Genomic DNA, 13,371 nt, shown 5'->3' on the forward strand with positions numbered 1-13,371 from the left:
GGCTGTTGGTTTGCCGTCACACGTAACAAAACCGGCCGGCAATATTGGCTCGCGTTACGGCGCTTACAAAATACGCGGGACGCGCATGTCAAAACATCTGGCGGAAGACCCAGTACAGGCCGCCGGCGAGCAGAATGGCGGCTGGCAGGGTCAGGACCCACGCCAGTAACAAATTGCGGATGGTGTCCCACTGCAAGCCCGACCCATTGATGGTCATGGTGCCGGCAACACCGGAGGACAACACGTGGGTGGTCGAGACCGGCAGGCCGTACAGATCGGCCGCGCCGATGGTCAGCATTGCCACGACTTCGGCCGACGCCCCCTGTGCGTAGGTGAGGTGTTTCTTCCCGATGCGCTCGCCCACCGTCACGACAATGCGCCGCCAGCCGACCATCGTGCCGAGGCCCAGCGCGATAGCGACCGATACCTTGACCCAGAAGGGGATGTACTTCGTCGCTTCATCGAGTTTGCTGCGAAATGTCCGAAGCTCGCGCGCGGTGTCGGCATCGAGCTGCCCATCGCGACGGCGTTCGACCAGCCGAATGGTCTCTGCCGCGAGGTACATGTCGTTGCGCACGTTGGCGACCGACGCCGCCGGCATGCGCGCGAACGAACCGTGACCGGCCACTTCGCGGGCAATGTCGCCGGTGAGTTCCGATAGTGCCGGCATCACGCCGGGCACGAGTTGCTCGGTGCGTACAAACGTCGCCAGGACGTCGCGTGCCGGGGCTGCCGGCGCCGTGTCCGTCGTGACTGGCGCGTGTGGTGGGTGCGCGGCGAGTGCGCGCTGCGCAGCTTGGGCGCTGGCGGCAAATTGCGCGACCTGTTCGTCGGGCATGGCGTGATTGAGCGCGTAGGCAATGGGCACGGTGCCGACCAGAATCAGCATGATCAGGCCCATGCCCTTTTGCCCGTCGTTGGACCCGTGGGCGAACGATACCCCCGTGCAGGTGAGGATCAAGATTGCGCGAATCCACCACGGCGGTGGCGTGCGCGGTTCGGGCGAGGCGTAGAGCGCGGGGTTGCGCACGCAGAATTTCAGCGCGACGAAGAGCGCGGCGGCCAGCCCGAAGCCGATCATCGGCGAGAACAGCAGCGAGTAGCCGACGGTGGCGACCTGATCCCAGTCGATGCCGCTGGTGCCATCGCGCCCGTGCATGAGGGCATTGGCGATGCCAACCCCGACAATCGAGCCGATAAGTGTATGCGACGACGAGGCGGGCAGGCCGAGCCACCACGTGGCGCCGTTCCAGACAATGGCGGCGATAAGCAGCGCAAACACCATGGCGAAGCCCGCCGACGAGCCGACTTGCAGAATCAGTTCGACCGGCAGTAGCGACACGACGCTGAACGCCACCGCTCCGCTTGAGAGCAGCACACCGAGGAAGTTGAACAGGCCGGACCACATGACCGCGAGGCTCGGCGGCAGCGAGTTGGTGTAGATGACTGTGGCGACGGCGTTGGCGGTGTCGTGAAAGCCATTGACGAACTCGAAGCCGAGCGCGATCAACAGGGCGACGACGAGCAGCAGGAAGGGCAGCAACGTGATCGCGTGCTCGCCGGCGCGGCCAACATCGCGCACGAGACTGGCGGTCGTGAAGATCAGCCCTGCGACGAGCAGCGTCAGGAAGAGGGCAAGGCGAATGCGATGTCGCCGGCGGCGTGCCTGCGCCAGCGGCCCGCCGGCCATGCCGGCAGGGTCGTCGGGCGGGTCGAGCACGCCGCCGCGTGTCATGCGATCAGTACAGCACGACCGAGCGGATCGACTCGCCGCGCTTCATCAGATCGAAGCCTTCGTTGATCTGATCGAGGCGCAGGGTGTGCGTGATGAGGTCGTCGATATTGATCTTGCCTTCCATGTACCAGTCGACGATCTTCGGCACGTCGGTGCGTCCGCGGGCGCCGCCAAACGCCGACCCCTTCCACTCGCGCCCCGTCACCAGTTGGAACGGACGCGTGCTGATTTCCTGACCGGCGGCCGCCACACCGATGATGAACGACTGGCCCCAGCCCTTGTGGCAGCACTCGAGCGCCTGACGCATGGTCGTCACGTTGCCGATGCACTCGAACGAGTAATCGGCGCCGCCATCGGTCAGTTGCACGATGGTGTCGACAACGTTCTCGACGTCCTTCGGGTTGATGAAGTGGGTCATGCCGAACTTCTTGGCGAGTTCCACGCGCCCCGGGTTGATGTCGACACCGATGATCTTGTCGGCGCCGACCATCTTGGCGCCCTGAATCACGTTCAGGCCGATGCCGCCGAGGCCGAACACCACGACGTTCGCACCGGCTTCGACTTTCGCCGAATAGACGACGGCGCCCACGCCGGTCGTCACGCCGCAGCCGATGTAGCAGACCTTGTCGAAGGGCGCGTCCGAGCGCACCTTGGCGACGGCGATTTCCGGCACCACGATGTAGTTCGAGAACGTGGACGTGCCCATGTAATGGAAGATGGGCTTGCCGTCGATCGAGAAGCGCGAGGTGGCATCCGGCATCAGGCCTCGGCCCTGCGTGCTGCGGATCGCCTGACACAGGTTGGTCTTGCGCGACAGGCAGAACTTGCACTGGCGGCATTCCGGCGTGTACAGCGGGATGACGTGATCGTCTTTCTTCAGTGTGGTCACGCCCGGGCCGACGTCGACGATGACACCGGCGCCTTCATGGCCGAGGATGGCGGGGAAGATGCCTTCCGGATCGGCGCCGGAGAGTGTGTAGTAGTCCGTATGGCAGATGCCGGTGGCCTTGACCTCGATCAGCACCTCGCCGGCGCGCGGCCCTTCCAGATCGACTTCCTCGATGGTCAGGGGTTTGCCCGCTTCCCAGGCAATGGCGGCTTTGGTTTTCATGGCGATATTCCTCGTTGCAACGTCGTTCGGGGGAATCCCTTCGCGACGTACCATACCGCGTTCTAAAGTCGCGCGCGAGTCTTGACACGCCATGTCGACGGAAAAAGCGGGGCTAGACGCAAGAATTGCCGGCCTTGCGCCTACGAGGGCCGGGCCGTCGGCTCGTAGATCGTGAGCGGCCCGCAGTTCTCCTCGGTGACGAAAAACGCGAGCAGCCGCGCCGGATGCGCCGGATCGGGGTTCTCCGCCATCGTGTGCAGCGTGCCCGGTGGCTCGAACCACGTCTGATTGGCATGGTAGGTGATCGGGACTTCCGCGTTCAACTGCGAGCGAATCGTGCCCTCGAGCACGACAGCCGTGACCGCGCCGGGATGGCGATGCGCTGGCGCGAACGCGAGCGGCGGAAATTCGACGATGGCGGTGGTCACCGACTTGCCGGGTGCGTTGGCAAGCGGCTCGCACGACAGCGGTTTGACCGTCGTGGCGGGACGGGCTGCTGCGTTGCCACCGTTCGCGGCTGCCGCCGCGGTCGTCGTCGCCATTGTTGCCATCGACGCATTGCGTGGCGGCGTCGCGCCGGACGGCGAGAAGCGTTCCGAAATCGTGTGGTTGGCACTCATCGTCAGGGAGCACAGGGCGTCGAACCAGCCCGGCAGGGCGCGTTGTGCGGGCGGGGTGAGCGCGAGACCGACGGCAGCCACGCTCAGCGCAGCGAGTGTGGCGGCGGTACGGTTGGCCGGGAGACTGGCCGGGAGACTGGCCGGGCGCAGCGGACGCGGCAGTTTGGGTTTGGGTAAGGACAGCATGGCGATTCCTCCGAATGGGACTTCAGCTTAGGGAAGCGATGTCCTGTCCGGTAGCGCCAAAAATTGGCAAGTCAACTAGGCCATTCGAAGCGTCCTGCCCGTGTGTCTCAGCGGCGGGCGCCACTGCCCAGTGGCGCCACGATGTGATAGAAGCCGTGGATGTCGACGGGGCGTGCGAACCAGTAGCCCTGTGCCTCGTCGCAGCCCAATTCCGTGAGCCGTCGCGCCTGCGCTTGCGTCTCCACGCCCTCGGCCGTCACGCGCAGTCCGAGAGAGTGGGCCATGGCGATGACCGCGCTCACGATGGCATGGCTCGGCGCGTGCGTCAGCATGTCGCGCACGAAGGTCTGATCGATCTTCAGGCGATGGACGGGAAAGCGTGTCAGGTAGGCAAGGCTGGCGTAACCGGTACCGAAGTCGTCGACGGCGATTTCCACGCCCATGTCGTGCAGCGAGTGCAGGCAACCGACGGCGGCGCTGGAGTCGCCGAGCAACACGGTTTCCGTGATTTCGATTTCCAGATAGCTTGGCTCCAGCGCATGGGCGTTCAGGGCACGCTCGATCAGGCCGACGATATCCTGTCGTGCGAACTGCTGGGCCGAGACGTTCACGGAGATGCGTGGCAGTTGCCCGGATCGCCGCAACAAGCGGCTCGCTTCACGGCAGGCCGTGTGAATGACCCACTCGCCCAGCGGCAGAATCAGCCCGGCGGTTTCTGCAATCGGGATGAATTCGGTCGGGCCGACGGGGCCCAGCGATGGGGGGCGCCAGCGCAGCAGCGCCTCGGCGTTGCGAATCTCACCGGTCGCCAGACTGACCTGCGGCTGATACACCAGATGCAGTTGCGAATGCGCCTGCTCGTGCACCGCCACGCGCAGCAGGTTTTCGAGTTCGTTGCGGCGTCGCGCCTGCGCGTCCATCTCGCTGCTGAAGAAGCGCAATCCGCCTCCGGCAGCGCTGGCAACGCCGAGCGCGACGTGGGCACGACGCAGCAGGGTTTCGGGCGTATTGCCGTGGTCGGGGTAGCTGACTGCACCGATGCTCGCGTCGAGGGCGACGGAATTCTGGTCGTCCACCCACTGAGCGAGCCTTGCCTGTATCCGTGACGCCAGCAATCGTGCGCCATCGCCCGTCTCGTTGGTGACAATGACGAACTGACTGCCGCCCAGGCAGGCGAGAGCGTCTTCGGGACCGCTCGCTTCGCGCAGCCGTTCGGCGGCGATGCGCAACGCCAACTCGGCAGTGGGCGGGCCAAAGGTGCTGCGGAGTTTGCGCAGGTGGTCGAGCTCGACAAGCAGGACCGTCAGCCCAACCTGTTGACGTGCACAACGATGGATCGCCAGTTCGAGACGCTCGTTGAGCAGGGTCTGGTTGGGCAGACGGGTGACCGGGTCGTGGTGCGTGACATACCAGAGCCGCGACGCCACCTGTACCTGTTGCGAGAGGTCGAGCACGATGCCGACCCAGCGTCGCTCGCCGGGGGCATGTTCGACGCAGGAAAGCGCCAACCGGATCGGCAGCCAACTGCGCAGATGGGTGAGCAGATGCCATTCGTCGTCGTATGGCACGGCTTCGTTGGCCGACAGGCTGGCCAGCGCGGGCAACCGACGGCGGGCGAGTTCCGAGGGGTCGAGCAACGAGAGGAAGCTGCGTTTGCCCAGCAGATCGGTCGGTTGGTAGCCCGTCAGACGCGTGAACGCCGTATTCATGCGCTCGATCATGCCGTCGTCTGTGCAGACGAACATGGCATACGGCGCGCTGTCGAGCGCGGCACGGCTCAACTCGGCCTGGACGTCGGGCACCCGACGAGGCACCGGATCGTTCATGTCGGTGCCCCCCGAATACCGGCCCGGCCGGCGTTCCGGAACGTCATGCAACACCTCCCTGGCGTCGCGATTTTTATCTCGATAATCGAGCGATCGGCTCGCGCGATTCCCGTTGTTTATCAAATGGTTATGGGCAACATTCTGCCACGTCGAGAGTGCGCGTGGGCAAGGGAAAACATGGGGGGAGAAGGGGTTCCGAAAACGCCTTTGCGCGTGCATGCTGTGCATGGGTGTCCGACAGCGAAACGGCTTGAACGGCAGTCACGAGCGAAGGCAGTTTGCCCGCGCAAGCCGGTTCAGGCCATCTCATTCATATAGCTTGGCGGCGGGCCCTTCGGTATCATGCGGCCTGATTCGAGCGGGGGAGACGGTGCGAAAGCACACGCCGGACAGGGCGCTACCTGTCTGCCCGGCCCACATTTCGGCAAAGGAAGACAGCGTTGCATTGCGTCCGGACATCGACAAGCGGTATGGCGGAAGGCCACTGGCGAGAACGCCGGTCGCCTCGTCTGCACGCGCGTCTGGCGTGCCTGCTGTGGCTCGTTTGCTGGGCCGCGCTCGGCAATCTCGGGAATGCCCTCGCACAGACGTCCGAGGCTCCCGCGTCTGCCAACACGCGCGAGGGCAACGTGCGCCAAGTGGTGCTCGGCATCATCAGCTTCACCCGCTGGCCGACACCGCCGGCCAAAGTGCGCCTGTGCGTGAGCGGCAACACCGACTACGCGCGCGATCTGCTCTCTGGACCGTTACCGGGCAGTGGCCTGCCGGTCGAGGCGCAACGCATGTCCGTCGCCGAGCCCGCGATTGGTTCGCAGTGCGACGTGTTGTATCTCGGTGTCATGACGGACGCCGAGCGTCGGCAAGTGCTGGCGAACATTGCCGGTCACCCCATTCTGACCATCAGCGAGCGAAACGACTCGTGTACAGTGGGAACGATGTTCTGTCTGAACGTCGATCCCGATCGGGTGACCTTCGACATCAACCTCGACACCGTCGCGCGCAGCGGTGTACGTGTCCACCCTAACGTGCTGAAGCTGGCACGAAAGCCGGGGACACCATGACGACTCCACGCCCTCCGGCCCCCCCTATGTCTCCTGGTCCAGGCGAACCCGTTGCCGGGCTCCTGCCGCCCCATATTCCGCCCGACGCACCGGTCGGTGGCGATCATGAACCGCCCACCGCCGCTCGGCCAGCCATGATGCACGCGTCAACCCGCCGCCGTCGGCCGTCGTTGCAGCGCGTGCTGCGCCGGACCCACTTGCGTCTGGCGGTCTCCGCCGTGGTGCTCGCCGCCGTGGCACTCTCGCTCGTGGCGTGGCTTGCCTTGCGCGCGTATGCCGAAAACAATCTGCTGCTCATCGGGCGCTCGCTCGCGTATACCGCAGAGGCCGCCGTGGTGTTCGCAGACCGCGTGGCCGCACAGGAAGCGATTGCGATGATCGCCAACGATGAAGACGTCTTTCAGGTGCGCGTGCTCGACGCGAGCAACGCGCAGGTTGCCCTGTGGCGCAGGCGCGATGGTGGTACGCTGGCGCAGGTCGAGCGCATGGTGGCCGACGTTGCGCTGCCGGGGCCTGTCACGCTGCCGATACGTCATGATGGCAAGGTCGTCGGTTACGTCGAAGTACAGGGCGAGGGACATCAGTTCTTTGTCTTCCTGCTCAGTGGCGTAGGCGGGATACTCGCCTGTCTGCTGGTCACGTTTGCGGTGTCGAATGTGCTCGCGAAGCGAATGCATCGCGATATCGTCAAACCGCTGCGTGCGCTTGCCGAGGTGGCGCACGCGGTGCGCCGCGAGCGAGCCTTCCACCAGCGGGTCGCGGCCACGCCGCTGGCCGAACTCAAGGAACTCGGCGACGACTTCAACGCGCTGCTCGACGAATTCGAAGGATGGCAAAATCACTTGCGTGCGCAGAACGCCACGCTCGCGCATCAGGCCAATCACGATCCGTTGACGGGGCTGCCGAACCGATCGTATTTCGAATCGAAACTTGCGCAGGCGCTGGCCGACGCGCGCGAGCTTGGCACGCACGTCGCGCTGCTTTACCTCGATAGCGACCGTTTCAAGGAAGTCAACGACCAGTTGGGGCATGATGCCGGCGATGCGGTGCTGGTGGCGATTGCCGAGCGTTTGCGCCAGCCGCTGCGCGAGGGCGATCTGGTTGCGCGTCTGGGCGGCGACGAATTTGCCGTCATGCTGCCGGGAGTGCGACAGACGTCGAATGCGGTGCGGCTCGCGCAGAGCTTGCTCGTGGCGATGGAGAAGCCGGTGACGCTGCCCGACGGCGGCGAAATCGTCACGTCGATGAGTATTGGCGTGGCGCTGTACCCGACGCATGCCAACGACGCCCTCACGCTGCTGCGCGTGGCGGACGCGGCGATGTATCAGGCCAAGCGTGCGGGTGTCGGCACCTGGCATGTTGCGGAAAGCTCCAAGAGATAAGGCGGCGCGCAGCACCTAGTCTGAAAGACACCATAAACATAAATGACGACCGGATTACACAACGCAATGGGGAATTTGCATTGGACTTCGCTGTTGATACACACGACTCATCTTCACGCCGGCTGAGCCACGTGCTCGCGGTTTTCTTCGTTCGTGCCATCGCCCGGTGGATGCCCTCGGCGCGCAAGCTGCTGGCCGTGGTTTGCCTCGTGGGCTTCGGGGCGCTGGCCGGGTGCCAGACTACGCCGGTTCACGGGCTGACGGCGGAGCAGATCGCGGCGCTGAAGGCCGAGGGTTTCAAACAGACCGACGAAGGCTGGGAGTTCGGCATGTCCGACACCGTGCTCTTCGATACGGACAAGTTTGTGGTGCGCGAAGCGGCGCGGGAGACGGTCTCGCGTATCGGCAAAACGCTGGTGAAGGTTGGGCTGAACGAGGTTCGTGTCTACGGATACACCGACTCGGTGGGAAGCGACACCTACAACGAGCAGCTCTCGGCACGCCGCGCCGATGCCGTTGCCGGTGTGCTGGTCGATGCGGGCATGCAACGCGCCGGTATTCAGACGATCGGCGCCGGCAAGCGTAATCCTGTCGCGGATAACAGCACACCCGCGGGACGAGCGCAAAACCGACGCGTCGCCATCGTCATTTCGACACGCTGAGTGTTGTCGGGACGCCGGGTTTCGACACGTCAAACCGCGTGTTGCCCGGCATCGACGCAAGGCATGCCGATCCTTGCCATCGGCCACAATCAGGCACAATGGCGGCTGTCGCCGGACGAATCCGGCCGAATAGCCTACGTTGTCCCGATGCTCCCGACGTCTTTGATCCCCCGGTTCTCCTGTGCCGACGGTATGCGCCGAACGCCTCACGGACTTCACGTGCCTCGCGCACTGAGTACTGTACTGAGCAGCGCATGCTTTGTTGCGGCGATGATGGGCGTGCCGTCGTCGGTCCTCGCGCAGACCACGCGTGTTGGCGCATGGGCCACGGCGCCTCAGGCCGTGGCGCAGCATCCGGCCGCGCCCTCGTTCAATCGTGCCCCGGCAGTGGGCGGACGCACGGTCCGTCAGATCCTCTATCCCACTCTGTCGGGCAACGACGTTCGCGTGCGCTTTTCCAACGCTTACGGCACCCAGCCGCTGGTGATCGAGCGCGCGAGTCTCGCGACGTCGATGCGGGGCGCGGCGATCGACGCCACCAGTGCGCGTGCGCTGACATTCGGTGGCCAGCCGGTGGCGCGGATTGCCCCCGGCGCTTCCCTCGAGAGTGACCCGCTGCCCTTCGCTGTGCGTGCCGGAACGCCGCTGGCGGTCAGTCTCTTCACGCGTGAAGCCCAACCGCCGACGACGTGGCACAAGATCGCGCAGCAGACGGCGTTCCTGAGTGGCGCGGGCGATTTCGTCGAGACGGGACAGGCATCGGCCTTTCCCACGCGCTTCACGAATACGCTGTGGCTCGCCGGGCTCAGCGTGGTGCCGGAGCGTCCCGCGCAGGCCATTGTCACCATCGGGGACTCGATCACGGACGGCATGCGCAGCACGTTGAACGCCAACCGGCGGTGGCCGGACGGACTGGCGCGGCGTCTGGAGAGTGCCGGGCGACGCGATATCGCGGTGCTCAATCTCGGCATCAGCGGCAATCGTTTGCTGCACGATTCGGCCTGTTATGGCGAGCGCCTGGTGGCGCGCTTTCGGCGCGATGCGCTGGAGCAGCCGGGCGTGCGAACCGTCGTTGTGCAGATCGGCATCAACGACATCAACTTCGGATACGTGCCGCCCCACGGCGGCCTCGACTGCGACGTACCCCATGTGATCGTGACCGCGCCCGAGATGATCGCTGGCTATCAGTCGCTGATTGCCGCTGCACGCTCGCGCAACGTCCGCATTCTCGGAACGACGATTCCGCCGGGCAAGTTGCCGCCCGAGCGGGAAGCCGTGCGCGAGGCCGTCAATCAATGGGTGCGCACGGGCGGGGCTTTCGATGGGGTGATCGATTTCGACGCCGCCTTGCGCGATCCGGCGCAGCCTACGCGCATGTTGCCGCGTCTGGACAGCGGCGACGGCACGCATCCGAGCGACGCGGGTTACGCCGCGATGGCCGATGCCGTCCCGCTGCCGCTCATTCTCGGTGGTGCGAAAGAAAAATAGCGCTGAAATCGCGCCGAATCAGGCGCGTCAGCGTTCGCGCCGGACACCGACCGTGACTTGCTGCAAGCGCGCCACTTCGGGCGAACGCAGCCATTCCGGGTGCGTGAGACAGTGGCGGAACAACGCCGTGGCATCGTCGCCCCAGTAAAGCTCCCCGTCATAAGCGAACGTCGGCACGCCAAATACCCCGGCGGCAATCGCCGTTTCCGTGTTCGAGCGCAAGGCTGCCTTGGCCTCGGGCGCTTCGGCCCGGGCGATGGCCTCGTCGGTAGAGAGGCCGAGGCGCTCGCTCAGGTCTTGCCAGCCTTGCGCATCGGTGACGTCGCGTCCTTCCGCCCAGATAAACCGGAAAATCGTGCGCACGACGTCATGCGTGGCGCCAAGCGCGACCGCCAGACGCAATACCCGTATCGGATGAAACGGGTGTACCGGCGGCATGCGAAACGCGATGCCGTCCTGCTCGGCGCGAAACTGCGCCATGCGGTACGTGAAGATGCGCTTATGCGGGGTCTCGGCCGGCCCCTGCGTCTGCAAATGCGCGAGGATCGCGCCCAGCACGATCGGCTTGAGGTCGATGGCGAGCGAGCGCGGCAACGTGTCGAAGCGCTCGAATTGCAGATAGGCGAAAGGGGAGGCGAAATCGAAATACCACTGCGCGTGGCGCACGGCGGTGTCGGCAACTTGTGACATGAGGCACGGTCTCCGGATCGGGATTCTGGACGCTCTTTCTGGCGGCTTCGAAGAGTGTAGCGGGCCGTAAGTGACGGTTGTAGCCCCGATCCTCCGGGTTGCACGTGAAAAACCCTATAGATTCAGTTGGTTACGTGGCAGACAAATAAGTATCGGTTATTTGGATATATTTTATTCGATATAACGATTTTTATTATTGAAGCGGAGTTTTTAGACTTGCAGTCATTCAAGAGGAGTGCCTGCAATGACCGCAAAAACGCATACCACCCGCCCCGCCACCGCCGTTCGACCCGATACGCTGGTGCCGGATCAGCAGAATCCGTGGGCCGGTCTGGTGCTCTCGACGGTGATCGCTTTTGTGGCGTTGTTGCTCGGTCGTCAGATGCCGATCATCGGTGGCCCGGTATTCGGCATCCTGCTTGGCATCGTCGTTCGTAACGTCTTTTCGCCCGGTGTTCGCTACGAAGCGGGTATCAAATTCGCCTCCAAGTATGTGCTGCAGTGGTCCATCATCGCGCTTGGTTTCGGCCTGAGCCTGTCGCAGGTGGCGCATACGGGCCTGGAATCGCTGGCGGTCACGGCGGTCACGATTACCACTGCCGGCCTGTCGGCCTGGGGGCTGGGGCGCTTGCTGGGGGTGGGCGACAAGCTCAAGCTGCTCATCGGCGTGGGCACGGCAATCTGTGGCGGATCGGCCATTGCAGCGGTCACGCCCATCGTCAAGCCGGACGACCACGAAACGGCGTTCGCCATTTCGACCATCTTCCTGTTCAATATTGCGGCTGTGCTGCTGTTCCCGATGCTCGGTCACATGCTTCACCTGTCGGACCTCGGCTTCGGCATGTGGGCGGGCACGGCGATCAACGATACGTCGTCGGTGGTGGCCGCCGGCTACAGCTATAGCAAGGCGGCGGGGGATTACGCGACCATCGTCAAGCTCACGCGCGCCACCCTGATCATTCCGATTTGCCTGACGCTGGCGGCGATCGTGGCGTACCGCGCCAAGCGTGCCGGTGCCGGCAACTTCAGCCTGGCCCGCATCTTCCCCTGGTTCATTCTCGGCTTTCTGATCGCATCGGGGGTTCGCACGGCCGGTCTCGTGCCGGCAGAACTGCAACCCTGGATTCACGACGCAGCGGAGTTCCTCATCATCGTTGCCCTGACGGCAATCGGTCTGTCGTCGAACCTTCGCCGCATGGCATCGACCGGTGTGCGTCCGATTCTGTTGGGGCTGGGCGTGTGGGCCGCCGTGTCGGTCAGCAGCCTCGTGGTGCAACTGGCGATGGGCCAACTCTGATGCCTCCGACGTCGCTGCCGGGCCGGGCCATGAGAGACACCTCAGCCTAGGGCAGACCCGGCGGGAAAGCCGGGGCCGGTCGCCTACAATGAAATCACGGATGACCGTTGGTCGTCCGTGAAGCATTTTCCGGAGGCCGTGATGGCAACCTCATTCGGTGAGATCTGGTACACGATCGGCGCGCTGGTCGTCATTGCGCTGCTGGCTGGCATGGTGTGGGAACTGGGTGTCTGGTGGACGCGACATCCCGATCACCGTGCGGTGCAACGTCTCGAGCACGCGTGGGAGAAGATTCGCCACCCGCGTCATTGATTGCCCGCAGCAGGGCATCGTGAGGGCGGTGGGCAAGGCGGCTGACGGGTATCAGCCGGAGGGAAGGTACGTGCCGCGTGGTAAGTGGTGTGTCTGCCGCGTCGCTCAGTCGAGCTTCAGATGGCGCGGTACGTCGGTATCCCAGCGCTCGAGATCCTCGAGCGGATACGGCTTGCTGCCATGTAGTGCGCGCTTGATGCGGCTCTTGCCGCTTGGCCGGGGAACGTTGGGCAGGGAGGCACCGGCCGGCGTGCCCGCCAGATCTAGATAGTCACGCTTGAACTCCGCCTGCGTCATTCCCCACTTCATCAGAAACTCGCGGCTGCCGCGATTTTTCACGACGCGGCCGGTCGACCGGCAGCCGAAGTGATACACCACGCTCTTGCCGACAATGCGGAACGTGCGGCAGCCGACGAGCCACAACTTCATGAGAAAGTCGTCGTCGCTGCTCATCCCCGGTCCGAACTCGATGCTGTAACCGCCCACGAGATGCCACAGACTACGGCTCACGAGGGTCGGCTGCGTGGGCACACCGTTGACGTCCTGACGCTTGAGCGAGGCCGCGAAGGCGAGCAGGGCGGTTTCGTCGAACGTTTCCGTCGTCGTACCGAAGTCTTGCGAGACCACTTGTTTGCTGACACCGGCATTCGGTTCGATCATCACCGACGAGAGGTAGTACACCGGCGTGTCGAGCGCGCGGGCGGCGTCGATGAGCGCGGTATCCCAACCGGGGGTAACGAACATGTCGTCGTTCAGAAAGAGCAACTGATCGTGCGAGGCGAGCGGCGCCAACTGATTGAGCGCCAGACAAACCCCCACATTGCCGCTGCTGTGCGTGTGGCGCAGACCCTGTTCCCGAACCCATTCGAGCGTACCGTCGCTGCCATCGTTCACGTGAACGAGGATTTCGTGCGCCTCGCCGGAGTGACGGCGAACGCTATCGATGCACAACTGGAGGAACGGCAGATTGTTCCAGGTCGGGATCAGAATGCTTAGCATGT

At 64.4% G+C, this 13,371-nt stretch carries 12 protein-coding genes; 6 read left to right on the forward strand and 6 right to left on the reverse strand.

The window, feature by feature from the left end:
* Positions 1-88 precede the first annotated feature (88 nt).
* From PI93_RS07470 to PI93_RS07485, 4 genes are all read right to left on the reverse strand, one after another.
* Positions 89-1,690, reverse strand: coding sequence for an inorganic phosphate transporter (locus PI93_RS07470; protein ID WP_144400504.1), 1,602 nt, complete (start codon positions 1,688-1,690; stop codon positions 89-91).
* A 49-nt stretch (positions 1,691-1,739) separates the two neighbouring features.
* Positions 1,740-2,846 (reverse strand): S-(hydroxymethyl)glutathione dehydrogenase/class III alcohol dehydrogenase, encoded by a 1,107-nt coding sequence (locus PI93_RS07475; RefSeq protein ID WP_039374785.1) that lies wholly within the window; start codon positions 2,844-2,846, stop codon positions 1,740-1,742.
* Positions 2,847-2,986: 140 nt separating this feature from the next.
* Positions 2,987-3,652, reverse strand: a complete 666-nt coding sequence (locus PI93_RS07480) for a cupin domain-containing protein (RefSeq protein ID WP_236105641.1) — start codon at positions 3,650-3,652, stop codon at positions 2,987-2,989.
* Between the two features lie 107 nt (positions 3,653-3,759).
* Entirely contained in the window at positions 3,760-5,478 is a 1,719-nt protein-coding gene (locus PI93_RS07485; protein ID WP_052241051.1) for a putative bifunctional diguanylate cyclase/phosphodiesterase, read from the reverse strand.
* A 470-nt stretch (positions 5,479-5,948) separates the two neighbouring features.
* Between PI93_RS07485 and PI93_RS07490 the strand changes: the two genes are divergently transcribed.
* The 4 genes from PI93_RS07490 (at position 5,949) to PI93_RS07505 (ending at position 10,071) form a co-directional block, all read left to right on the forward strand.
* The gene (locus tag PI93_RS07490; protein ID WP_080759460.1) at positions 5,949-6,539 is read left to right on the forward strand and encodes a YfiR family protein; all 591 of its coding nucleotides are present in this window, start codon (positions 5,949-5,951) and stop codon (positions 6,537-6,539) included.
* A gap of 134 nt (positions 6,540-6,673) precedes the next feature.
* Positions 6,674-7,921 carry a diguanylate cyclase domain-containing protein gene (locus tag PI93_RS07495; protein WP_039374784.1) on the forward strand — a complete coding sequence of 416 codons (1,248 nt, stop codon included), beginning with the start codon at positions 6,674-6,676 and terminating at the stop codon, positions 7,919-7,921.
* 80 nt (positions 7,922-8,001) lie between these two features.
* A complete protein-coding gene (locus tag PI93_RS07500; RefSeq protein WP_236105640.1) occupies positions 8,002-8,583 on the forward strand; it encodes an OmpA family protein in 582 nt (193 codons plus the stop codon).
* 270 nt (positions 8,584-8,853) lie between these two features.
* Complete coding sequence (locus PI93_RS07505) at positions 8,854-10,071, forward strand: SGNH/GDSL hydrolase family protein (RefSeq protein WP_052241050.1); 1,218 nt, start codon at positions 8,854-8,856, stop codon at positions 10,069-10,071.
* 27 nt (positions 10,072-10,098) lie between these two features.
* Here the strand turns inward: PI93_RS07505 and PI93_RS07510 are convergent, their stop codons facing one another.
* On the reverse strand, positions 10,099-10,761 hold the full coding sequence (locus PI93_RS07510) for a 2-hydroxychromene-2-carboxylate isomerase (protein WP_039374782.1): 663 nt from the start codon (positions 10,759-10,761) through the stop codon (positions 10,099-10,101).
* Between the two features lie 244 nt (positions 10,762-11,005).
* Here PI93_RS07510 and PI93_RS07515 point away from each other — a divergent pair, with 244 nt between their 5' ends.
* Both PI93_RS07515 and PI93_RS07520 read left to right on the forward strand, forming a co-directional pair.
* Positions 11,006-12,058 carry a YeiH family protein gene (locus PI93_RS07515; RefSeq protein WP_039374780.1) on the forward strand — a complete coding sequence of 351 codons (1,053 nt, stop codon included), beginning with the start codon at positions 11,006-11,008 and terminating at the stop codon, positions 12,056-12,058.
* 141 nt (positions 12,059-12,199) lie between these two features.
* Positions 12,200-12,370, forward strand: coding sequence for a hypothetical protein (locus PI93_RS07520; protein ID WP_158453314.1), 171 nt, complete (start codon positions 12,200-12,202; stop codon positions 12,368-12,370).
* A 105-nt stretch (positions 12,371-12,475) separates the two neighbouring features.
* Here the strand turns inward: PI93_RS07520 and PI93_RS07525 are convergent, their stop codons facing one another.
* Positions 12,476-13,369, reverse strand: coding sequence for a glycosyltransferase family 2 protein (locus PI93_RS07525; protein WP_039374778.1), 894 nt, complete (start codon positions 13,367-13,369; stop codon positions 12,476-12,478).
* Between the last annotated feature and the right edge of the window lie 2 nt (positions 13,370-13,371).

Origin of the sequence: Pandoraea fibrosis (genome assembly GCF_000807775.2) — a bacterium.
Taxonomy (GTDB): Bacteria; Pseudomonadota; Gammaproteobacteria; order Burkholderiales; family Burkholderiaceae; genus Pandoraea; species Pandoraea fibrosis.